General features: G+C 67.8%; 23 protein-coding genes. 15 read left to right on the top strand and 8 right to left on the bottom strand.

Annotated features, from left to right (window positions below; genetic code table 11):
- The first annotated feature begins 143 nt into the window (after positions 1-143).
- A complete protein-coding gene (locus tag CPH63_RS17555; RefSeq protein WP_197704415.1) occupies positions 144-1,505 on the top strand; it encodes a class II 3-deoxy-7-phosphoheptulonate synthase in 1,362 nt (453 codons plus the stop codon).
- A complete protein-coding gene (locus CPH63_RS17550) occupies positions 1,505-2,527 on the top strand; it encodes a low specificity L-threonine aldolase (protein ID WP_096304099.1) in 1,023 nt (340 codons plus the stop codon). The genes CPH63_RS17555 and CPH63_RS17550 overlap by 1 nt, the downstream gene beginning before the upstream one ends.
- Positions 2,528-2,603: 76 nt before the next feature.
- Here the strand turns inward: CPH63_RS17550 and CPH63_RS17545 are convergent, their stop codons facing one another.
- Together CPH63_RS17545 and pknB are read right to left on the bottom strand one after the other, a co-directional pair.
- Positions 2,604-3,497, bottom strand: coding sequence for a deoxyribonuclease IV (locus CPH63_RS17545; RefSeq protein WP_096304098.1), 894 nt, complete (start codon positions 3,495-3,497; stop codon positions 2,604-2,606).
- Positions 3,498-3,528: 31 nt separating this feature from the next.
- Entirely contained in the window at positions 3,529-5,634 is a 2,106-nt protein-coding gene (gene pknB / locus CPH63_RS17540; protein WP_096304097.1) for a Stk1 family PASTA domain-containing Ser/Thr kinase, read from the bottom strand.
- Positions 5,635-5,763: 129 nt separating this feature from the next.
- Here pknB and CPH63_RS17535 point away from each other — a divergent pair, with 129 nt between their 5' ends.
- The 4 genes from CPH63_RS17535 to CPH63_RS17520 are packed head-to-tail and all read left to right on the top strand — an operon-like array spanning position 5,764 to position 7,771.
- Positions 5,764-6,618, top strand: a complete 855-nt coding sequence (locus tag CPH63_RS17535) for a spermidine synthase (protein WP_096304096.1) — start codon at positions 5,764-5,766, stop codon at positions 6,616-6,618.
- Between the two features lie 35 nt (positions 6,619-6,653).
- A complete protein-coding gene (locus CPH63_RS17530; RefSeq protein ID WP_172892230.1) occupies positions 6,654-6,992 on the top strand; it encodes an Rv2175c family DNA-binding protein in 339 nt (112 codons plus the stop codon).
- A gap of 48 nt (positions 6,993-7,040) precedes the next feature.
- On the top strand, positions 7,041-7,412 hold the full coding sequence (locus CPH63_RS17525) for a lycopene cyclase domain-containing protein (RefSeq protein WP_096304094.1): 372 nt from the start codon (positions 7,041-7,043) through the stop codon (positions 7,410-7,412).
- Entirely contained in the window at positions 7,409-7,771 is a 363-nt protein-coding gene (locus CPH63_RS17520) for a lycopene cyclase domain-containing protein (protein ID WP_206745580.1), read from the top strand. Before CPH63_RS17525 ends, CPH63_RS17520 begins: the two co-directional genes overlap by 4 nt.
- Here CPH63_RS17520 and CPH63_RS17515 read toward each other — a convergent pair.
- Together CPH63_RS17515 and crtI are read right to left on the bottom strand one after the other, a co-directional pair.
- Complete coding sequence (locus tag CPH63_RS17515; RefSeq protein ID WP_206745579.1) at positions 7,668-8,567, bottom strand: phytoene/squalene synthase family protein; 900 nt, start codon at positions 8,565-8,567, stop codon at positions 7,668-7,670. The genes CPH63_RS17520 and CPH63_RS17515 overlap by 104 nt on opposite strands.
- A gap of 34 nt (positions 8,568-8,601) precedes the next feature.
- A complete protein-coding gene (crtI, locus tag CPH63_RS17510; protein WP_096304092.1) occupies positions 8,602-10,086 on the bottom strand; it encodes a phytoene desaturase family protein in 1,485 nt (494 codons plus the stop codon).
- A 38-nt stretch (positions 10,087-10,124) separates the two neighbouring features.
- On the opposite strand from crtI, the gene metF reads away from it, so the two are divergent.
- Positions 10,125-11,015, top strand: a complete 891-nt coding sequence (metF, locus tag CPH63_RS17505; RefSeq protein WP_096304091.1) for a methylenetetrahydrofolate reductase [NAD(P)H] — start codon at positions 10,125-10,127, stop codon at positions 11,013-11,015.
- A 45-nt stretch (positions 11,016-11,060) separates the two neighbouring features.
- Here the strand turns inward: metF and CPH63_RS17500 are convergent, their stop codons facing one another.
- From CPH63_RS17500 to CPH63_RS17485, 4 genes are all read right to left on the bottom strand, one after another.
- Positions 11,061-11,645: a GNAT family N-acetyltransferase gene (locus CPH63_RS17500; RefSeq protein ID WP_096304090.1), complete on the bottom strand. Its 585-nt coding sequence runs from the start codon at positions 11,643-11,645 to the stop codon at positions 11,061-11,063.
- A 99-nt stretch (positions 11,646-11,744) separates the two neighbouring features.
- The gene (locus tag CPH63_RS17495; protein WP_096304089.1) at positions 11,745-12,482 is read right to left on the bottom strand and encodes a phosphoadenylyl-sulfate reductase; all 738 of its coding nucleotides are present in this window, start codon (positions 12,480-12,482) and stop codon (positions 11,745-11,747) included.
- Entirely contained in the window at positions 12,479-12,700 is a 222-nt protein-coding gene (locus tag CPH63_RS22415; RefSeq protein WP_157749628.1) for a hypothetical protein, read from the bottom strand. Before CPH63_RS22415 ends, CPH63_RS17495 begins: the two co-directional genes overlap by 4 nt.
- A 36-nt stretch (positions 12,701-12,736) precedes the next feature.
- Positions 12,737-14,389, bottom strand: a complete 1,653-nt coding sequence (locus tag CPH63_RS17485) for a nitrite/sulfite reductase (protein ID WP_096304088.1) — start codon at positions 14,387-14,389, stop codon at positions 12,737-12,739.
- A 229-nt stretch (positions 14,390-14,618) separates the two neighbouring features.
- Here CPH63_RS17485 and CPH63_RS23805 point away from each other — a divergent pair, with 229 nt between their 5' ends.
- The 8 genes from CPH63_RS23805 (at position 14,619) to dinB (ending at position 22,010) form a co-directional block, all read left to right on the top strand.
- Positions 14,619-14,696 carry a putative leader peptide gene (locus CPH63_RS23805; protein WP_371365018.1) on the top strand — a complete coding sequence of 26 codons (78 nt, stop codon included), beginning with the start codon at positions 14,619-14,621 and terminating at the stop codon, positions 14,694-14,696.
- Between the two features lie 176 nt (positions 14,697-14,872).
- Positions 14,873-15,466, top strand: a complete 594-nt coding sequence (cysC, locus tag CPH63_RS17480; protein ID WP_096304087.1) for an adenylyl-sulfate kinase — start codon at positions 14,873-14,875, stop codon at positions 15,464-15,466.
- Between the two features lie 68 nt (positions 15,467-15,534).
- Positions 15,535-16,431, top strand: a complete 897-nt coding sequence (gene cysD / locus CPH63_RS17475) for a sulfate adenylyltransferase subunit CysD (protein WP_096304086.1) — start codon at positions 15,535-15,537, stop codon at positions 16,429-16,431.
- A 4-nt stretch (positions 16,432-16,435) separates the two neighbouring features.
- Positions 16,436-17,692, top strand: a complete 1,257-nt coding sequence (locus CPH63_RS17470; RefSeq protein WP_096304085.1) for a sulfate adenylyltransferase subunit 1 — start codon at positions 16,436-16,438, stop codon at positions 17,690-17,692.
- Between the two features lie 119 nt (positions 17,693-17,811).
- Positions 17,812-19,041, top strand: a complete 1,230-nt coding sequence (cobA, locus tag CPH63_RS17465) for a uroporphyrinogen-III C-methyltransferase (RefSeq protein ID WP_096304084.1) — start codon at positions 17,812-17,814, stop codon at positions 19,039-19,041.
- A 196-nt stretch (positions 19,042-19,237) separates the two neighbouring features.
- Complete coding sequence (locus CPH63_RS17460) at positions 19,238-19,675, top strand: SAV_6107 family HEPN domain-containing protein (protein WP_096304083.1); 438 nt, start codon at positions 19,238-19,240, stop codon at positions 19,673-19,675.
- A gap of 92 nt (positions 19,676-19,767) precedes the next feature.
- Positions 19,768-20,628: a bifunctional 2-polyprenyl-6-hydroxyphenol methylase/3-demethylubiquinol 3-O-methyltransferase UbiG gene (locus CPH63_RS17455; protein ID WP_197704412.1), complete on the top strand. Its 861-nt coding sequence runs from the start codon at positions 19,768-19,770 to the stop codon at positions 20,626-20,628.
- 86 nt (positions 20,629-20,714) lie between these two features.
- Positions 20,715-22,010, top strand: a complete 1,296-nt coding sequence (gene dinB / locus CPH63_RS17450) for a DNA polymerase IV (RefSeq protein WP_096304081.1) — start codon at positions 20,715-20,717, stop codon at positions 22,008-22,010.
- Positions 22,011-22,179 lie beyond the last annotated feature (169 nt).

Below are 22,179 nucleotides of genomic sequence, written 5' to 3'. Positions count from 1 at the left end.
CTTCGCTCACGTCGGGGCGGCTGAATCCATGCGCGCCGCTCACCCGGTGCGATCTGGGTCTCGCTGCGGTCGGCCGATCGCCCGGCACCGCCCTCGCGGGCGGGTAGGAGAAACTATTCGACGGTTCGCCTACCCTTGGGGACGTGAACGACTCATTGCTGCTGCCCACTCACCCCGGTGATCCGTTGGGGATCGATGCCTGGCGCGGCCTGCCGGCGGCCCAGCAACCGAAGTGGGCCGACGACCTGGTGCTGCGTGAGAGCGCACTCACGCTGGCCGGAATGCCGCCGCTGGTGGTGGCCAGCGAGGTCGACCAGCTCCGCGAGCGGTTGGCCGCGGTGGCCAAGGGAGAGGCCTTCCTGCTGCAGGGCGGTGACTGCGCGGAGACCTTCGCCACCAGTTCGCAGGCGGACATCGCCGGCAAGGTTCGCATCCTGCTGCAGATGGCCGTCGTGCTCACCTACGGCGCGTCGATGCCCGTGGTGAAGCTCGGGCGCATCGCCGGCCAGTACGCCAAACCCCGCTCGTCGGACACCGACAGCACCGGCCAGATCTCCTACCGCGGTGACATGGTCAACGAGCTGGAGGGCGACCGCACGCCCGACGCTCGCCGGCTGCTGCGGGCCTACTCGACGGCGGCCAGCACGCTGAATCTGCTCCGGGCCTACGCCGGGGGAGGGCTGGCCTCGCTGGACCGGGTGCACTCCTGGAACGCCGCCTTCGCCCGCAGCACCGACACCGGTTCGCGTTACGAGCAGCTGGCCGGTGAGATCGACCGGGCCGTGCGCTTCATGCGCGCCTGTGGCGTGAACGACGCCGCGCTGGAGAGCGTCGAGCTCTACGCCTCGCATGAGGCCCTCATCCTCGAGTACGAACGTGCCCTCACCCGCGTCGAAGAGGGCAAGGCCTACGACCTCTCCGGTCACTTCGTCTGGGTCGGCGAGCGGACGCGTCAGATGGATGGGGCGCACATCGACTTCATCTCCCGGATCGCCAACCCGATCGGCGTGAAGCTCGGCCCCACCACCACACCGGAGTTCGTCGCCGAACTGGTCGAGCGACTGGACCCGGACGGCACTCCGGGGCGCCTGACCCTGATCAGCCGGATGAGCAACGCCAAGGTGCGTGATGCGCTTCCGCCGATCGTGGAGAAGGTTCGGGCCACCGGGCATCTTGTCGTCTGGCAGTGCGACCCGATGCACGGCAACACAGAAGAGACGGCCGACGGCGTCAAGACGCGCCACCTCGACCGCATCATCGACGAGGTCGACGGCTTCTTCGACGTGCACAGCGATCTCGGCACCCATCCGGGTGGGCTGCACGTCGAGCTCACCGGCGACGACGTGACCGAGTGCATCGGTGGCACCGCCGAACTCACGGCCGCCGATCTCGGACGCCGCTACGAGACGGCCTGCGATCCGCGCCTGAATATCGAGCAGTCGCTGGAACTGGCCTTCCGCGTCGCCGAGCGGCTGGTGGCCGACCGTCGCCGTCGTGAGGGCTGATGCCGTCGGGTTCACGGCCGGTTGACCTCCGTTCGGACACCGTCACCCGTCCGACGCAGCAGATGCGCGAGGCCATGTTCGCCGCCGAGGTGGGCGACGACGTCTACGGCGACGATCCGGAGGCGAACGCGCTTGAGGCCGAGGTCGCCGATCTGCTCGGCTTCGAGGCCGGGCTCTTCGTAGCCTCCGGATCACTGGGCAACCAGCTCGGGATGCGCCTGCTGGTGGCACCCGGGCAGGAACTGGTCTGCGACAGCCTGGCCCATGTGGCCCGGGCCGAACTCGGCGCCGCCGCTGTCTTCTCCGGAATCACGTTCCGGACCTGGCGGGCCGATGGCGGCCGTCTGGACGCCGACGCGGTGGCCGACCTGATCACCCCGGATGCCGGCCCGTACCTCGTCTCAACCGCGGCGATTGCCCTGGAAAATACGCATAATTTCGGTGGCGGAACAGTGCAGCCGGCCGATCAGGTGCAAGCCGTGGTGGAGCTGGCCAAGGCGAATTCGCTCGGGCTGCACCTGGATGGCGCCCGGCTGTGGAACGCACACGTCGCCTCCGGTACCCCACTGCACGAACTGACCGCCGGTTTCGACACCGTCTCCGTCTGCCTATCCAAGGGGCTGGGGGCACCGATCGGGTCAGTACTGGTGGCCTCCGGTGAGCTGATCGCCCAGGCCAGAGTCTGGCGAAAGCGTTACGGAGCCGGCATGCGCCAGGTCGGCCTGATCGCTGCGGCCGGACGCTTTGCGGTGGCGAACAACATCCCACGGCTGGCCGAGGACCACACCCGGGCCCAGCGGCTGGCTACCGCCCTCGGTGGCGAGAACGCGGTTTCACCAACCAATATCGTTGTGTTGCACGCCCCGGGTGCGGCTGAGGTCGCCGCTCAGGCTCGGGCTCAGGGAGTGCTGGTCTCGGCACTCGGTCCGGCCTTTCTACGCCTGGTGACGCATCTGGATATCGGCGACGACGACGTCGACCGGGCCATCGAAGTGCTTCGACCGCTCCTGAGCCACTCGTAAGCCGCTGACACCGGCTTGCGACTGAGGGGTAGCCGGAGCAGCGGTCCGATCGGCGGACGAACGACGGACGAACGACTCAGCGGGCGCCGGTGGCGGCGGAGCGAAGCTTCTTCAGAAGCGCGATATCGGCGGCGTGATCGCACTCCGCCGTCTCGACGACCAGCGGAACGCCCCGATTGGGGGGAGTGCTGAAGAGCGCGCTGAACGCGTCGAGGCCGATGCTTCCAGCCCCGAGTGCGGCGTGCCGATCCCGCTTGGAGCCGACCGGATCGCGACTGTCATTGACGTGGATCAGCCCGACACCGCCGACCCCGGCCACTTTGTGGGCGGAGCGCAGCACGCTGCTCATCTGCTTCTCCGACGACAGGTCGTGGCCGGCGGCGTGTAGGTGGCAGGTGTCGAGGCAGACCCCGATGCGCTCGTCGCGTCCCAGCAGGTCAAGGTAGGCCGCGAGGGAGGGGAGGTCTGAGGCCAGTGCTCCGCCACCACCGGCCGTCGGCTCGATGAGCAACTGGGTGCCGCCCTGGCTGCCGAGGGTCTGCTCCACCAGCGGGGGCACGGCCGCCTGCACCTGGGCCATTGCGTCCTCCCAGCGATTACCCAGTACCGCCGAACCGGCGTGCAGGACGACGCCGCGGGCTCCTATCGCCATCGCCCGGCGCAGGCTGAACTCCAACGCTGCCGAGGACTTGTGCAGGGTCTGCGGCGACGGAGAGCCGAAGTTGATCAGATAGGGCGCATGCACGAAGACGGCAATGCCACGATCCGCGGCGGTGACGCGGAAGAGCTCGTCAGCCACCGGGTCCACCTTCGGGTCGGCCCAGCCGCGGGGATTGCCCACAAAAACCTGGACAAGTTCGGCTCCCAGCTCCTCGGCCCGGGCCAGACCGCCCTTCACCAGGCCCTTGCCGACACTTACGTGGGCGCCGATCAGCGAGCGTCTCCGGTTCGCCGGAGTTGACCGTGCCATCAACGCTGCCCTACCTCGGTCGGCGACCCCTTCAAGCGACGTCCAGGGTGATGGTGGCGCCGACCCGGGCCTGACCGGAGTCGTTCGGATTCTGGTCGTTCTTGTCGATGTCCATGCCGACCACCAAGCCGAGGTGGCCGCCGTAGACCTTGTTGATGACCACCTTGAATCCCGCGCCGGTGAGTGTCTGGTTCGCCGAGTCCGCCGGCTGTCCGCCCACCGACGGGACGTCGACATACTCCGGTCCCTGGGAGACGGTAAGGGTTACTGAGCTGAACTTCACCGCCTGCTGACCGGCCGCCGGGCTCTGTGAGATGACCACGCCGCCGGCGACCGTGTCACTGTAGGCGCTCACCGTCGCCACCTTGAAGCCCGCGGTCTTCAGTGCGGCGCTGGCGTCGCCCTGCGACTTTCCGGAGACGTCCGGGATCGCGACGATCGGTGGCCCGCTGGAGACGATGACCGTCACGGCGTCATTCCGCTTCACCGCGGTGCCGGCCGGAGGGTTGGTGCCGATCACCTGCCCCTTCGCCACGCTGTCGTTCGACTGCTGGGTGACGACCACCTGCAGCGCCGCCGTACCATCGCTGGTCACCACCTTCGCCAGGGCGGCCCGGGCGCCCGCTTCGGTGCCCTTGCGCACGTCGGGGAGGGTGAACCGCTCCTGACCGGAGGAGACCACTACGGTGACCGGCTTCGACGGGAGCAGGCGATCACCAGCGCTCGGGGATGTGGAGATGACCGAATTCTTCGGCACTATCTCGTCGAACGCCTTCTTCTCCACGACGTTGGTGAATCCGGCCTGGTGCAGCGCGGCGCTGGCGGTGTCGAAGGGTGCGCCGTGGACGTTCGGGATCGCGGTGTAGCGACCGGCGACCATCCACCAGGCGCCGAAACCCGCTGCGGCGCCCAGTAGCGCTAGCACCAGAAATGCGATCAACGTGCGTCGACGTCGCCGCCGCTTGACCTGCGCGGCCCGGCTGAGCGGCGCCTTGGCCCGGGAGGGCCTGCTCACGGTGGCGTCCCGATTGCCCTCTCGAGCGGCCGCGTCGGCGTTCGGCGGGAGCGCCGCCCGTCGCGTGCGGTCGGCGGGGTCGAGGAACTGGTCGAGGGGGGCGACGGTCGTCGCGTTCGGTCCAGCGGCCCCGGAGCCGCCGAGGGCGATGTACTCGGTGGTGGCGACCGAGTCGAGACTGCTCGCGCCGGCCATGTCGAACGAGGCGGCTGCCCGCCGCGCCGGTCGCGTCCGAGGCGGCACCGCCGTCACCGGAAGTCTCAACTCGTCGCGGATGTCGTGCAGTTCAGCCAGCATCACGCCGGCGTCGGCCGGGCGGAAGGAGGGATCGCTGTCGGTGGCCCGGATGATGAGATCGTCGAGCGACTCGTCGATACCCCGAACCCGTGATGAGGCAGCCGGCACCCGGCTGTGCACGTGCTGGTAGGCCACCGACATAGCGTTCTCACCGACGTAGGGCACCGCGCCGGTGAGGAGTTCGAAGAGGACGACACCGGCGGCGTAGACGTCCGAGCGCTGGTCGGCCTCGCCACGGGAGATCTGCTCCGGCGCGCAGTAGGCGACGGTGCCCATCATCAAGCCGGTGCGCGTAGACGACGGATCGGTGTCGACGGCTCGGGCCAGCCCGAAATCGGCGACCTTCACCACGCCATCGTCGGAGAGCAGGATGTTCTCCGGTTTGATGTCGCGGTGCACCAGCCCCGCCCGGTGAGCCGCGGCCAGCGCTCCGAGTACGGGCTCCATGATGGAGACGGCCTCGGCTTCGCTCAGCTTGCCGCGCTCGGTGATGAGGTCGCGCAGCGTGCGGCCGGGGACGAGCTCCATCACCAGGAAGACGTGGTCGGCGTCGCTGCCCTGGTCGTAGACGGCGACCACGTTGAGGTGGGAGAGTTTCGCCGCCGCGCGCGCCTCGCGGGCGAAGCGATCGGCGAAGGCCGGATCAGCGGAGAGCGCACCGGACATCACCTTGACGGCCACCCGTCGGTCCAGTCGCTCGTCGATTGCGCTGTACACCGTAGACATGCCGCCGCGGGCGATTCGGGCGAAGATTCGGTAGCGACCCTCCAGTACGCGGCCGACTATCGGATCGGCTGCGGCTGAGTCTGCTGCGGCCCTCTGCACCCCTACACTCTAGTTCGAAGCGGCCGCGATCACTTCCAGACACTCATCGACGCCCCAGGTTCTCTGACATTCCGACCGGACCGCTCGGCTGTGGTCAGCCTGCCTCTAGCCTGCCTCTAGGCTGGCCCTGTGGCCCGTGACGATGACTCTTCGACGGGCGGAATCGACGTCTCATCGGGGCATGCGGAGCTACTGGCCGACGCCGATCGCCCTGGTGGCTGGCTGCTTCTGGTCGATCGGGTCCGGCAGTCCTACGTCGACCTCAACCATCCGACCTACCTCGACCTCGAGTACGTCCAGCACCTGGCCGACATCGTCGACGCGCTGCCGCCCGGCGAGCTGGCGGTCACCCATATCGGCGGCGGAGCCTTCTGCTTCCCGCGCTACCTGGCCGCTACCCGTCCCGGCTCCCCTCAGATCGTCTTCGAACCGGACGAGCGTCTCACCGAGTTCATCCGGGCCCGGCTGCCGTTCGCCCGCAACGCCCGGGTGCGGGTGCGGCCGCAGGGTGGCCAGGAGGGTGTCGCGGCGCTGAAAACGGCCAGCGCCGACGTCATCGTCCTGGACGCCTTTCTCGGGGCCCGGGTGCCGGCCGAACTCACCACCGCCGAGTTCGTGGACGAGGTGGCTCGGGTGCTGCGCCCGGGCGGCACCTATGTCGCGAACCTGGCTGACGGACCGCCGCTGACGTACCTGCGTCGGGTGGTCGCCACCATCGCGACCCGACTGCCCAATGTGCTGCTGGTCAGCGACCCGGCGGTGCTGAAGGGGCGGCGCTACGGCAACGTCGTCCTCGCGGCGTCGACCGTCGAACTGCCGCTGCCCAGCGTGCGCCGCTCGGCCGCGGCGGCCATGTTCCCGGTCCAGGTCTTGACCGGTACCGAGCTGACCCGCTTCGTAGGACAGGCCAAACCACTCACCGACGCCGATTCACTGCGTTCAGCTGAACCTCCCGGCGAGACTTGGCGAGCGGGGGAGTACTAGCGTCCGACTTTCGGCGACGTGGGAGGCTGATGGGCATGTCCGAGTCAGTAGAGATGAGTGGGTTCCCCGACGTCGCCGAGGAACTGGGCGTCATCGTCACCCAGGTTCACCAGCTGGTCCGCGACGGCGAGCTCGTCGCCATCCGGGGCGAGGACGGCGTGCGCCGGATCCCGTCGTCCTTCATCCAGGACGGCGTCATCGTCAAGGGCGTCGTCGGCGTGATCAACGTACTGCGCGATGCCAAGTTCTCCGACGCCGAGATCGTCGATTGGCTGCATCGCGAAGATGATTCGCTGCCCGGGACACCGATTCAGGCCCTGCGGGAGAACCGGGGCACCGAGGTGAAGCGCCGGGCCCAGGCGGCCGGCTACTAGTCGCGGCAGCGTCCCGAACGCCCGCAGAGCGCCAGCCGGTCACCGTCGATGTCGCATTGGGTCTACCTCGGGCTACTGGCTGTCTGCCTGATCGGGACCGCCCCGCTGGAGATCTGGCTGCACACGCACGTCTACCGGCGCTGGCAGCGGCTGCTCGCCACGCTGCTGCCGGTGGTGCTGATCTTCGGGGGTTGGGACCTGCTCGCCATCGCCCATCGGGACTGGAGCTACAACCGGCACTTCCTGGTCGGGGTGACGCTGCCGGGAGGTCTGCCGCTGGAGGAGTTGCTCTTCTTCCTGGTGACTCCCACCTGCGCGATCCTCACGCTGGAGGCGGTGCGAGCCCGCCGCCCGCAGTGGCCGATCGGTGACGAGCCGGTTGACGGCGAAGGCCACGCGCCGGGGCAGGAGGGCGGATGAGCTACCTGAGCTACACCGGGGCCGCGGCCGTCATGGTGGTGCTCGCCGTGGTGTTGGATTGCCTGATTCTGAAGACGATTCTCATCCGACGACGGGCCTTCTGGACGGCATACGCCATCGTGCTGCTGTTTCAGCTGCTGACCAACGCGGTGCTCACCGGCCTACCGGTGGTGCGCTACAACGCCGACCGGATTCTCGGACCACGCATCGCCTATGCGCCGGTGGAGGATCTGTTCTTCGGGTTCTCGATGATTCTCACAACTCTTGCCATCTGGGTCTGGCTCGGCGCAACACGTGCGCCGCGGCCGGAACGGCGACCCGGGCGCGCCGAGGAAGTCCCACCGCCACCCGAGAGCTGAAGACGTCGTAGTCGACCCGCTCGATCTGATCGAGGATCTCGGAGTACAGCGTGTAGGCGGTGCGTAGACAATCCTGCGAACTCGGATGCAGCAGCTCGATCCCGGGCTGCGCCCGCAGATAGAGGGCACGGGCCCGGGCGATCTCGTGCGCGAGCAGATTTCGGATCGGCTCGTCGACCTGCCGCCGGCGTAATCGCTCGGTATCGACGCCGAACAGCTGCAGACTCTCCTGGGGCAGATAGATCCGTCCCCGGTCGAGATCGTCACCGACATCGCGGATGAAGTTCGTGAGCTGGAAGGCGAGGCCCAGGTCAATGGCGAACGGCTCGATGACATCCCACCGCTGTCCGGAGTCGGCTCGTCCGAGAATCGGCAGCATCTGCAGACCGATCACCGCCGCCGAGCCCCACATGTAGTCGGAGAGTTCGTCGTAGTCGGCGTATCGGGTGACGGTGAGATCGTTGCGCATTGACTCGAGGAAGTCGGCGAAGTAACTCAGCGGGATCTGCCAGCGTGCGATGGTCACTATCAAGGCCCGGACAAGCGGGTCACTCGAGTCGCCCCACTCCAGCTCCCGAAGCACGGTTGAACTCCACCGGGCGAAGCGGGGCGCGGCGACCTGGGGTGGCAGCTCGTCGACGATGTCGTCGGCGTACCGGGCGAAGCCGTAGAGAGCGTGTACGTAGGGACGCTTGGCCGCCGGCAGCAGCAGGGTGGCCAGGTAGAACGTCCGTCCGTGCGAGGCGTTGAGGTGCCGCGCCTCCTCGAAACCGGCCCGTTCGATGGGCACGCTCACCCCAGCTGCGTCTAGGTCGCGGCCGAACATGCACCTATCGTCGCAGAACACCGCCGTTGATGATTCGCGCGGCCGCCAACTTGCCGGAGATCAGCACCATCGGTACCCCCACGCCCGGTTGTGTATTCGAGCCACAGAAGAGCACGTTCTCGTAGCCGGGAGCCTGCATCTGTGAGCGGAACGGGCCGGTCTGGGTGAAGGTGTGCGCCGCCGCGAACGGCGTGCCGGCACCCAGCCCCTGCCGCAACCAATCAGCGGGCGTCACCAGATGGGCGACCTCGATGCCGTCGCCGAGTCCGGTGAATCCGCGGGCCTGCAGGGTCTCGATCATGTGTTCGCGGTAGCCGGTGGCGAGCTCGTCCCAGTGCAGTGGGCGGGAGTGGTCGAGATTGGGTGCTGGGAAGAGCACGAAGTGGGTGTGCCGCCCCTCAGGCGCCAGCGACGGATCGCTCAGCGATGGCGTGCTGATGAGGATGGAGGGATCGCTCATCACCTCCCCGCGGGTGATGATCTCGTCGAAGGTGCGATCCCAGGCGGCGCCGAAGCTGATCACGTGGTGCGTGGTCGTCGCCGGCGGGGGTGTCCGGGTGCCGATGTGCAGCACGACGCAGGAGGGGGAGTACCGGACCCGGGCCAGCCGGCGCGGTGCGCCGGACGGAATCAGCCGGCGATACGCCTCGGGGAGATCGGCGTTGATCAGCACGGTCGAGGCGCGAACCCGCTCGCCGGCGGCGGTGATCACCGCCGTAGCCCGCCCCTGGTGGACCTCCACCCGCGCCACCTCAGTGCGGTAGCGCAGGGTCACCCCGTGTTTGGCCGCCGCGGCCGCCATCGCGCTCGGCAGCGCATGCATTCCACCGCTCGGCGCGTAGACCCCGTTGACGCTGTCCATGAAACCGATGACCGCGTACAGCGCCAGCGCACGAGTAGGGGCGACCCCGGCGTAGAGCGCCTGGAATGTGAAGAGCCGCTGCAGGCGCTCGTCGCGTAGATAGTGCGCCACCTTTGGTGCCAGCCGCCCCATCCCGCCCATCCGGAGGAGTTCAATCATCCCGGGATTGATGAGCGAGCGTGGCTGGCTGACGTCGCGATCGATGAAGTTCGGCATCTCGACCCGGTAGAGACGGCGCAGGAAATCGACATAGCGCAGGTACCCGGCCGCGTCGGCCGCCGAGCAGAGCTCGCCAATCTGCGCCGCCATGCGCTGTGGATCGCTCAGCACGTCGATGGTCGAGCCGTCGTGGAAGCGGGCCCGGTAGGCCGGGTCCAGGCGGGTCAGCTTCAGCCAGTCCTCGAGCTCCTCCCCGACGGCGGCGAAGGCGTCCGCGATCAGCTCCGGCATGGTGAGCACAGAGGGGCCGGTGTCGAAGGTGTAGCCGGAATCGTGGATGACGCCCGCCCGCCCGCCGGGGGTTGCGGCTCGCTCGAGCACCGTGACTTCGCGACCGGCGCCGGCTAGATGCAGCGCAGCCGACAAGCCGCCCAGCCCGGCACCGACGATGACGATGGGGGCGCTCATGGCTCCAGCCTCCCACCCGTCGCAGTTAAGCTTGCGCAATGGTTCGCACTGTACGAGAGGCGCTCAGTTCTTCCGGGCCGACGATCTCCTTTGAATTCCTTCCGCCGAAGACGGCCGACGATGAACGCGTGCTGTGGAACACCATTCGCAATCTGGAGAGTCTCAAGCCGTCTTTCGTCTCGGTGACCTACGGCGCCGGTGGCTCCAGCCGGGACCGCACGATCGAGATCACCGAGCGGATCGCCAGTGACACCACGCTGCTTCCGGTCGCGCACCTGACGGCGGTTGACCATTCCGTCGCCCAACTTCGGGAGATCGTCGGACGCTTCGCCGACGCCGGAATATCGAACCTGCTGGCGCTGCGCGGCGACCCGCCCGGTGCCGATCCGATGGGTGACTGGATCGCGCACCCCGAGGGTCTCAGCTACGGCCACGAGCTGGTGACGCTGCTACGCGGGCTAGGTGATTTCTGTGTCGGGGTCGCCGCCTTCCCGTTCAAGCATCCGAGGTCGACTTCGGTCGAGGAGGACACTCGGCGGTTCGTCGAGAAGTGCCGCGCCGGGGCTGACTATGCGATCACCCAGATGTTCTTCGATGGCGACGACTACCTGCGCCTGCGGGATCGGGTGGTGGCCGCCGGCTGCGACATCCCGATCATCGCCGGGGTCATGCCAGTGACCGCGATCGGCACCATCGCCCGTTCCGAGCAGCTCTCCGGCGCTCCCTTCCCGAAGGCCCTGGCCGAGAAGTTCCAGCGGGTCGCCGACGACAAGAAGGCGGTTCGCGAATTGGGGATCGCCGAGACCTCGCTGATGGTGCAGCGACTGCTCGACGAGGGCGTCCCGGGGATTCACTTCATCACCTTCAACCGCTCGACGGCCACCCGCGAGGTCTGGAGCAACCTGGGATTGTCGGTTCCCGCCGGCTAACCACCGCCCGTCCAGCCGACGACGGTCGGTTGCCCGGGTGGTTACTCAGACGTCGTCGACGAGTGGGAGCCGAGCCCCCAACACCGCGAACGGCCGGGAGTCACCCGGGAAGAGGTAGCTACGGGCCAGGTCGACGAAGCCGACCGACCGGTAGAGGCGGAAGGCTCGGGTATTGGCATCCGGAGTGGAGAGCAGGATCGATCGCTGCGGAAGCGTCCGGCAGAGATCGAGCAGCAATTCACGGCCAATCCCATGCCCCTGGGCCTCCGGAACCACGTGCATCTCGGAGAGCTCGAAGGCATCCACCATCCACTCCGCCCGCAGGTCGGCCCGCACTGCCCGGTGCACCAGGTCATGCCACCACTGGCCGGGTTGCGTCGTGTAGCCGTACCCGAATCCCAGTGGTCGACCATTCGGGTCGACGGCGACCCGTACGTCGAATCCGGCGTTGGCGATGTGTCGACGTGCGGTGTCGGCGCGATAGCCGGCCGCCGACGGCGGGTACCCCATCGCCCGCGCGTAGATCACCATCAGTTCGTAGACATTGCCGGCGAACTGCTCCGGCGTCCAGGTAACGACTCGGGCGGCGCGCGGCGAACTAGCCGGTGCTGCGCTCGAAGGCTCGGCCATTCCGACAGAATAGGCCAGGGCGGGCGCCGGCCTCGGCAGCCCGACCGGCGACCGGCGGATCGACGCCTGACATGCACCTAGATGGGCGACGGCCGGTGGCTACGTGTGCAGGCCGCACTCGGTCTTGGTCAACCCTGCCCAGCGTCCCGCGCGGGCATCCTCGCCCTCCAGTAGACGCCGTGTGCAGGGGGCACACCCGACCGAGCCGTAGCCGTCGGAGAGCAGCGGGTTGACCAGCACACCGTTGTCGGCGATGTAGCGCTGCACGTCGTCCTCGGTCCAGGTGGCGATGGGGTTGAGCTTCACCATCGAACGCTTGGCGTCCCACTCCACCACGCGGACGTTGCTGCGAGTGCTCGCCTCGTCGCGACGCAGACCCGAGGCCCAGGCCACGTACGGCTCCAGCGCATCGGCCAGTGGGGCCACCTTGCGCATCGCGCAGCACAGATCGGGGTCGCGTTCGTAGAGCCGGGGGCCGAACTCGGCATCCTGCTCGGCCACGGTCCGCTTTGGCTTGACGGTGATCAGGTTCAACTTCATCGTGGCCGCGACGGCGTCACGGGTACCGATCGTCTCGGCGAAGTGATAGCCGGTGTCGAGGAAGACCACATTCACTCCGGGCGCCACCGAGGCAGCCAAGTGGGGGAGCACGGCGTCGGCCATGGAAGACGCGACACACCAGTCCGACCCGAACTGATCGGCGGCCCAGGCCAGGATCTCGGTCGCCGGGGCGGCGTCAAGCTCCTCGCCGGCGCGCGCGGCAAGCTCCGCTAGCCGTGCGTTCTCAGCAAGCTTGGCGGTGGTATTCAGTCCGCTCGTGCTGTCGGTGACGGTCATTGCCCTTCCTCACTGCTTGTCGGCGCCGCATCGGTGCGATCCTCGATCGGCCGATCGGGCTGCACGTCGTCCGTCCAGTCCCGTGCGATGCCGATGTAGCCGAGCCGGTAAACCCGACGGCAGGAACCGCAGCGCCATTCGCCGTGCTTCTCGCCGAACGGACGCAGATCCTCGTCACCGCAGTACGGACAGTAGAACGGTGCCGCCCGTTCAGTCATTCCGCAACCGGGCGAGTCGGGCCGCGCCGCGCCGGGTCACAGCAACCAGTCTTCCTCAGCCCGGGCGACGTAGCTGGCGAATGACTCGTCGTCGGTACGCCGTTGGACGTAGCCGCGCAGCACCCGCTCGGCGTACTCCGGTGCCTGCTCGGCGGTGACCTTCAGGCCCCGGAACTTGCGGCCGAAGGAGGCCTCGGTGCCCAACTGCCCGCCCAGGTGGACCTGGAACGCCTCGACGTCGCCCTCGTCACCCTTCTGGACGATGCCCTTGAAGCCGATATCGGCGATCTGGAAGCGGGCGCAGGAGTTCGGGCAGCCGTTGACGTTGATGGTGATCGGGGTGTCGAAGTCGGGCAGGCGCTGCTCGAGCTCGCCGCGGATGATCTCCGCCCGGCCCTTGGTCTCGACGAGAGCCAATTTGCAGAACTCGATCCCGGTGCAGGCCATCGTCCCGCGGTGAAAGACCGACGGACGCGCCGAAAGGCCCAGCTCGGAGAGTTCGTCGGCGACCGCGTCACCCTGTTCCGGATCGACGTCGAGGACGACCAGGCCCTGCTGCGGCGTAAGCCGGACCCGGCCACCGTCGGCGAGTCCAACCCGCTTGGCAAGCGCGGCGACCGCCTGGATGGCCGTACCCGAAGTGCGCCCGGCCTTCGTCGTGGCGCCAACGCTCACCCGGCCGTTCGTCTGATTCTCGATGCCGACGTGATCGCGGTGCGAAGGGGACTTGCCCGGCGCCGGCCCGTCGGGCAGACCTCGCTTCAGGTACTCGGTCTCCAGCACCTCGCGGAACTTCTCCGGACCCCAGTCGGCCACCAGGAACTTCAAGCGCGCGTGATTGCGGGAGCGGCGGTAGCCGTAGTCGCGGAAGATCGAGATGACCCCGACCCAGACGTCGCTGACCTCCTCCGGGCGCACGAAGACGCCGAGGCGCTGCGCAAACATCGGGTTGGTGGAGAGGCCGCCGCCGACCCAGAGGTCGAAGCCGGGCGTGCCGTCCGGGCCGATCACGCCGACGAACGACACGTCATTGATCTCGTGGTTGGTGCAGTGGCGTGAGCAGCCGGTCATCGAGGTCTTGAACTTGCGCGGGAGGTTGGAGAACGCCGGGTCGCCGACGTACTTCGCGACGGTCTCACGCAGTTGCGGTCCCGCGTCCAGCACCGAATCCTGCGCCACGCCTTCCAGCGGGCAGCCCAGCATGACGCGGGGGGTGTCGCCGCAGGCCTCGGTCGTGTTGAGCCCGACGGCCTCCAGCCGGCGCCAGATCTCCGGCACGTCCTCGATCCGGATCCAGTGCAACTGGATGTTCTGGCGGTCGGTGATATCCGCCACATCGCGTCCGAATTCGGTGGAGATTTCGCCGATGACCTGCAGCTGCTCCGACGTAGTGGCGCCGCCGTCAGTGCGGATGCGCATCATGAAGTACTCGTCTTCGAGCTCCTCCGGCTCGAGGATGGCGGTGCGGCCACCCGGGATCCCGGGACGGCGCTGCGTGTAGAGGCCGTACCAGCGCAGTCGACCGCGCAGGTCCGCTGCGTCGATGCCGGCGAAGCCGGTGTGCTGATAGATGTCGAGGACCCGCTGGCGGACGAGGAGCCCGTCATTGTCGCGTTTACTACGCTCATTCGGATTCAGTGGCTCGCGGTATCCCAGCGCCCATTGACCCTGTCCTCGGCGCACGGCCATGCAACGGTTCCTCTCGTGGAAGTCTTGTGACGACATTTCAAGCCGGCCGTGTCGACGCAGGCGGCTGAGCTGGCGACTAAGTCTGCACTGCCACGGCCGCACCCGAGCGGATGAGCACCGGATGGACGAGACAAGCATCTGAGCGGGATTAGCCGACAGTGACCGAGCTAGAGCGTTACATACGTTACGCCGCTGGCCCAACTGCGCGAGCGTGTGAGACGATTAGCTCATGTTCACCGTCCTGCTCGTCGCTCGCCTGCATGTTGATCTGCAGCGCGTGACCAGCGCGGCGTGTCTGATGTCCTGACTGATCGGTTCCCCGAGCGGTCTCGCTGCCCTCTGCGGTAGGCGATGACGGACCGATCCTGCTCCTGATGATTCCCGGCGTATGCCCGGCTGACTCTCAGGTAGCCAATTGTCAAGTCGATCTCACCAGTAGCTGACCGCCATCGCTGCCGTGCGCAGCCCATGCGAAGGACGAACATGTCGCTCGATGCCCAGACCGGATTCGCGCCCGACGGCGCGGTTGCATCCGGCGTGCGCACGACTGGTGCAACGCTCTGGCTCACCGGCCTTCCGAGCTCCGGCAAGACCACCGTCGCCAATGCCCTGGCCGCCCGTCTGACCGGTCGGGGAGTGGCCGTCGAGATCCTCGACGGCGATGCGGTTCGGCCGGTCCTCTCGACGGAGCTCGGGTACAGCCGCGAGGACCGCGACCTAAACGTGGCCCGTATCGGCTGGGTTGCGCAGCGGCTGTCGGCGCACGGAGTCGTCACCATTGCCTCCGTTGTCTCCCCGTACGCCCAGGCCCGGGATGCGGTCCGGGACGCGCACCGTGGCGCCGGAGTCAGCTTCTTTGAGATTCACATCGCCACACCGGTCGCGGTGTGCGAGGCCCGTGACGTGAAGGGCCTCTATGGCAAGCAGCGCAATGGTGGGCTGCTCGGCCTGACCGGCGTCGACGGATCATACGAAGCACCGGAAAACCCTGAACTTCGGCTAGACACGAGTGATCGGACGGTCGACGGCGTCGTCGACGAGCTGGTTGCTCTACTGCAAAAGGAGAGAGTCCTGTGACTGCAATTGCAACCCGTCCGGTGGGCGGGGCTGGCGTCCAACTAGGGCGTAATGCGACAAGCCCCGATGTGCTCAACCGCTCCTGGCTCACCGACTTGGAGGATGAGTCACTGCACATCATCCGCGAGGTGGCCGGCCAGTTCGAGCGCCCGGTCATCCTCTTCTCCGGTGGCAAGGACTCCATCGTCATGCTGCACCTCGCAGCTAAGGCCTTCTGGCCGGGCAAGGTGCCGTTCGCGGTGATGCACGTCGACACCGGGCAGAACTTCGATGAGGTCATCGAGTACCGCGACCGTCACCTGGCCGAGATGGGCCTCAAGCTCACCGTCGCCAGCGTGCAGGAGTCGATCGACACCGGCCGCGTTCACGAGACCCCGGGGCAGCCGCGTAACCCGCTGCAGACGGTGACGCTGCTGGATGGCATCGCCGCCGGAAAGTTCGACGCCGTGCTCGGCGGCGCGCGCCGCGACGAGGAGAAGGCCCGGGCCAAGGAGCGCGTCTTCTCGGTGCGTGACGACTTCGGCCAGTGGGATCCGCGTAACCAGCGCCCCGAACTCTGGGATCTGTACAACGGGCGGCACCGCCCGGGTGAGCACGTCCGTGTCTTCCCGCTCTCCAACTGGACCGAGCTCGACATCTGGGCCTACATCGAACGTGAGGGCATCGAGGTGCCCAGCATCTACTACGCCCACGAGCGTGAGGTCTTCGACCGCGACGGCATGATCGTCGCCGTCACCGGCTGGACCCAGCCGCGGGATGGTGAGACGGTTCGCGTCGAGTCGGTCCGCTACCGTACCGTCGGGGACGTCACCTGCACCGGAGCGGTCCGCTCAGTTGCTACCGATGTCGCCGCTGTTCTCGTCGAGACGGCAGCTTCGACCATCTCCGAGCGGGGTTCCTCGCGGGCCGACGATCGCGCAAGCGAGGCCGCCATGGAAGACCGGAAACGTCAGGGGTACTTCTAACCTCATGCCAGGACAGCTTCTGCGTGTCGTTACGGCCGGCTCGGTCGACGATGGCAAATCCACCCTCGTCGGCCGCCTGTTGCACGATGCGAAGGCAGTGCTGAGCGATCAGCTCACCGCCGTTGAGGCTGCAAGTGAACGACGTGGTTACGACGGCGCCGACCTGGCGCTGTTGGTCGACGGGCTACGCGCCGAGCGCGAGCAGGGCATCACCATCGACGTGGCCTATCGCTACTTCGCCACTGCCCGGCGCACGTTCATCCTGGCCGACACGCCGGGTCATGTGCAGTACACCCGAAATACAGTCACCGGTGCATCGACGGCTGACGTCGCGGTGATTCTGGTCGACGCCCGTAGCGGTGTGGTTGAGCAGACGAAGCGGCATGCCGCCGTCGCGCAATTGCTGCGGGTAGAACACGTCGTGCTCGCCGTGAACAAGATGGATCTGGTCGACTACGCGGAGGATGTCTTCGACCAGATCGTCACCGATTTCGCGGCAGCCGCGGCCAGCTTGAAACTTGCGAGTTTCACCCCGATCCCGATCGCGGCCCTGGCCGGCGACAACGTCGTCGATGCATCGACCCACATGCATTGGTACACCGGGCCCGCCCTGCTGCAGTTCCTGGAGGATGTCGAGTCGCGGCCGGCCCTGGATGTTCCAGCCCGATTCCCGGTACAGGTCGTCGTCCGGCCCCGTTCAGCCGAATACCCCGACTACCGCGGATACGCCGGTCGGGTCGAGGCCGGCACGCTACGGGTCGGCGACAAGATCGTCGTGCTCCCGTCCGGGCGCAGCAGCGCCGTCGAAGGCATCGATACGCCCGACGGCGAGCTCACTGAGGCACCCGCCGGGCGCTCGGTCGTGCTGCGCCTGACCGACGACATCGACATCGCCCGCGGGGACCTGCTCGCGGTCGATCGTGATCCGCGACCGGTCGTCACCCGAGAGGTCACCGCCACCCTCTGCTGGCTGACCGACCGTCCGCTCCGCGCGGGCGACCGATTCTCGCTGCGTCACACCACCCGCGACGTGCGGGCGGTCGTGGACGGGGTGGTCAGCAAGCTCGATGTGGCGACCGTGACGAGTGAGCCCGCTACGGAACTCGGGCTCAATGACATCGGGAACGTCCGCATCCGGCTGGCCGATCCGATCATCGTCGATGCCTACGCCACGAATCGTTCCACTGGTGCCTTCCTGCTCGTCGACGACGCCTCTGGGGCGACCGTGGCGGCGGGCATGGTCGCCGAATTCCCCAACTGAATGCCGCCGGTCGCGGGCGCGGCGGCGTCAGACACTGGGCTGCCACGCGCTGCCGGAGGTAGCTCTGCAGCACAATGCGGCGGCTCGCTGGTGGTCCTATCGGCGGAGCCTGCGACCATATGTCCGTGACTGACTTCCCGCTGATGCTCGACCTGGCCGGGCGTCGGGTGCTGGTCGTCGGTGGCGGTGCGGTGGCGGCTCGCCGCGTCACCCGCCTGCTCGAGGCGCAGGCTCAGATCGAGGTTGTCGCGCCTGAGGTCGTCGCCGAGCTCAACGCTCAGGCCGGCCCACAGCTCACCGTCACCCGGCGAACCTTCGTCGAGGGCGACATTGACGGCGCGTGGCTCGTCTGCGCCTGCACCGACGATGCCCGGACCAATGAGATTGTGGCGTCGGTCGCGGCCCGAGCGCGGGTCTTCTGTATTCGCTCCGACCACGCGCCCGGTGGGTCAGCCCGAACTCCGGCTCTGCTGCGCCGCGGCGAAGTCACCGTCGCAATCACCAGCGGAGACGACCCGCAGCGTTCGCTCGCCCTGCGGGACGCGATCGCCTTGGCGATCGATCTCGGTTCGCTCGAATCCCGCCCGGTGCGCGCGGCCAAGCATGGGTCGGTGGCACTGGTCGGTGGCGGTCCCGGCCATCCCGAGCTGATCACCGTCCGTGGCCGCCGCCTGGTCGCGGAGGCCGATGTCGTCGTGGTCGACCGCCTGGCTCCCAGAGAACTGCTGGCCGATCTGCCCGATCACGTGGAGATCATCGACTGCGGAAAGTCCGCCCATCGACACAACCTGACGCAGGCGCAGATCAACGAGATCCTGATTGCCCGGGCCGGAGCCGGGAAGCGGGTGGTCCGTCTCAAGGGTGGCGATCCATTCGTCTTCGGTCGCGGTTCCGAGGAGATGCTGGCCTGCATGGCAGCCGGTATTCCGGTGAGTGTTGTGCCCGGAATCAGCTCGGCACTGGCCGCTCCCGCGGCCGCGCAGATTCCACTGACCCATCGTGGGGTGGCGGCCGACTTCGCGGTTGTCTCGGGGCATCTCGATCCGGCCAGCGGCTCGAAGGGCTTCGATTGGGCCACGCTGGCCACCGGCCCGGCGACGATCGTGTTGCTGATGGCCATGGAGCACCTGGGGGAGATCACGAGCGAGCTTATTCGGCACGGTCGCCCCGCTCAGACTCCCGCCGCGGCGATACACCGAGCGACTCTCGCCGGCCAGCAGACGGTGCGGTCCACGCTCGGCGACCTGGCGTCCCAGGTTCGGGAAGCCGGCCTGAGCGCGCCCAGCGTGGTGATCGTCGGTGAGGTGGTTGATCTCTTCGATCCAACCGGAACTGCCGCGAGCGACTGAACGCCAGGCTCCCCAGACTGCTGCGCATCCGCGCTGCGTCTCGGAGCTGCACTCCGGGACCGGAAATTGTCAGACCCCCTCGCTAGCGTCTGACATCGCTGGGCTCTGCGACTCACCTGTAGTCGCGGCAGATCCTTGAACAGCGGTTGCAGATGCGATACGATCGAACATAAGTTCGAACAGAGGGGTATTCTCCATGGTTCACTCGATTCTCTCCACCGGCGGCACTGGGGTTCCGCCGGCGCCCGTCTCCCGCAGCGCGGTGTCGCTCGTCTCGCACGCGCGGAGCGTCCTTGCTGAAGCGGTGGACGCGCCGAGCGCGGCCGAGCGGTTCCGGCTGGCCCATCTCAGCGCGCTACGAACCGCGGCGGCGCTGCTGGCCGAGCGTGCTCGTCCAGCCTCCGGTCCTCGTCGGTTGCGAAGCGCCTGGGTGCTGATCGACTCCACCGCGCCCGAGTTCTCCGATTGGGCGGCTTACTTCGCCTCCGGCGCCGGCAAGCGGGAGGCGATCGAGGCCGGGTCGGTCAACGTTGTGACCTCGCGAGACGCCGACGACCAACTACGAGCCGCCTTCGATTTCCTGCGAATCGTGGAGGGCTCACTCGGCCTGCTCGCCGAGCCGATCGCGAGCTGATAGACGACGTCACCCGTGAACACGCCGCAGAACTAGGGTCAAAATGGTCAGGCAGTGAAATTGTGTATGCATCACGACTAGGGTCAATGACCGTGGCACTCGACGACGGCGGCCCCGCCGACCGCTATTCATCAGACGTTCGATCATCGGTGATTGGCGGCGGTGATCCGCGCGCAGCCGGCAGCCGCCCCTCTGCTCTCCGCCAAGCGGCGGTCTGGGGCCTCGTTCGCGCGTCGCTGCAGGAGGTCACCGTCGCTGGGCGAACCCCGACCGTCCTCGACTGCGGCGGCGGCACCGGCACGCTCGCCGTCCCCCTCGCCCAGGCCGGCGCCGAGGTCACAGTGCTCGACATCAGCATCGATGCTCTCGCCACCTTGAACCGACGGGCGCAGGAGGCCGGCGTCTCCTCGCACGTGAAGGCGGTCCAGGGCGACCTCGAGGCACCCGACCCCACCGGGCTCAGCGATGCGCCGGAGGGTGGCTATGACCTGGTCGTCGCGCACGGTGTCCTGGAGGCGCTCGACTCGATCGATGCCCTGGCCGGCGCGGTGTCATTCCTAGCGGCCTCGGTTCGGCCGGGCGGGCTGATCAGCATCCTGGTCGCGAACCCCGTCTCCACGGTCCTGGCCCGGGTGCTCTCGGGCGAAGTCGGGGTGGCGCTGCAGGAGTTGCGGGTCCTTGCTGGCGCCCATGATGCCGGCGCCGATGCCGGTCAGGCCCGTCAGCTGCGTCTCGGAGTTGCGGAAGTGACTGCGGCCTGCGTTACTGCCGGTCTACTGGTGGAGCAGGTTCACGGGGTCGGCGTCTTCACCGAACTCATCCCAGGTGGCGAGATAGACGGGTTGCCCTACGCGGCCGAAGTGGTCGGCGAGCTCGAATCGCTCGGGGCGCAGCTACCGCCATTTCGTGACATCGCCGGGCGGCTGCGGCTGCTCGCCCGACGCCCCGCCTAGGTTCGACCCGCCGCATGGCTGCCGGTGCCGGATGTCCGATGGGACGGGTGACTGATGGGGCAGGTGACTGATGGGGCAGGTGACTGATGGGGCGTAGCGCCGATGTGCCTCGGGCCGCCTCAGATGCCTCGGCCGACGACGCAGGCTGCACAATCCTGCACGTCGATATGGACGCCTTCTTCGCCAGCGTGGAGATCCGGCGCCGCCCCGAGCTGCGCTCCAAGCCGGTCATCGTCGGCGGGGGAGTGCGCGGGGTGGTGGCCGCGGCGTCCTACGCCGCACGACGATACGGCGTCCGCAGCGCTATGCCGATCGGCCAGGCGCTTCGGCTCTGCCCGCAGGCGGTGGTGATTGCCCCCGACCGGGAGGCCTACACCGCCGCATCCCAGCAGGTCATGGCGATTCTGCGGGATGTCACGCCGCACGTCGAGCCGCTGTCGCTCGACGAGGCTTTCCTGGACATCTCCGGCGTCCGCCGACTCAACGGCCCGCCCCGGGAGACCGCCGAGGGCATTCGACGGAGCGTCTTCGACGCGCTCGGACTCACCTGCTCGGTCGGCGTGGCCACCAGCAAGTTCGTGGCCAAGCTGGCCTCGGCCCGCTGCAAACCGAACGGCCTGCTGGTCGTCCCGGCGGACGGAGTCTTGCAATTCCTGCATCCGCTCCCGGTGACGGTGCTCTGGGGGGTGGGGGCGCGCACCGCCGAACCACTGCACCGCCTCGGCATCCGCAGCGTCGCCGACCTTGCCGCGACTCCGCTGGACACCCTGCGACGCGCGGTTGGCGTCAGCACGGCACAGCACTTGCACGATCTCTCCTGGGGGCGTGACTCGCGGGCCGTCACCGAGCGAGAGCCTGAGCGCTCGATCAGCTCGGACCGGACCTACGACACAGACCTCACCCGGGCCGATCAGGTCCACACCGAACTCCTGCGCTTGTCGGCCGACGTCTCCGCACGCGTGAGATCGCGCGGATTGGTTGCTCGGACCGTCGGGATCAAGATCCGCTTCGCCGACTTCACGACGATCACCCGCGTGCGAACGCTGCCGACCTGGGTGGACACCACCGATGCGATTCACGCCGAGGTGGCCGATCTCTACGATCACCTCGCCTTGGATCGCCCGCGAATCAGGCTGGTCGGCGTGAAGTGCGAGAACCTGCGCGAGGCAGCGAGCACGTCGCAGCAGCTCAGTTTCGATCTCGACCCGGTGCCGGCCGACAGTGGCCGGCCGCTGGCCGCGTCGGCGCCGGACGCGCGCGCCCGGGCGAGGGCCAAGTCGGAGCTGGTGGCAGACGCCGCACGGGCCCGCTTCGGGGATTCGGCGCTGAGCCGGGCTTCGCTGCTACGGGCGCCCGAAACCAACCGTCAACGCCCGAAATGACCGAGTCGGCGGCGATGAACCTGAGAAGATCTCCGCCTATTTCGGTTGCAGCTTTCGCCAAGCCGAAACGGCTCGTATGCTCGAACATGACAGGTGTGTTACTCGTTCGGCGAAACTTTGAACGAATGCCAGCCACAACGCGTCAGAACGTGTACAACTAAAGTATTGC

The sequence above is a fragment of the Jatrophihabitans sp. GAS493 genome, assembly GCF_900230215.1.
GTDB lineage: Bacteria > Actinomycetota > Actinomycetes > Mycobacteriales > Jatrophihabitantaceae > MT45.
This window is presented reverse-complemented; position numbering and strand designations above follow the sequence as displayed.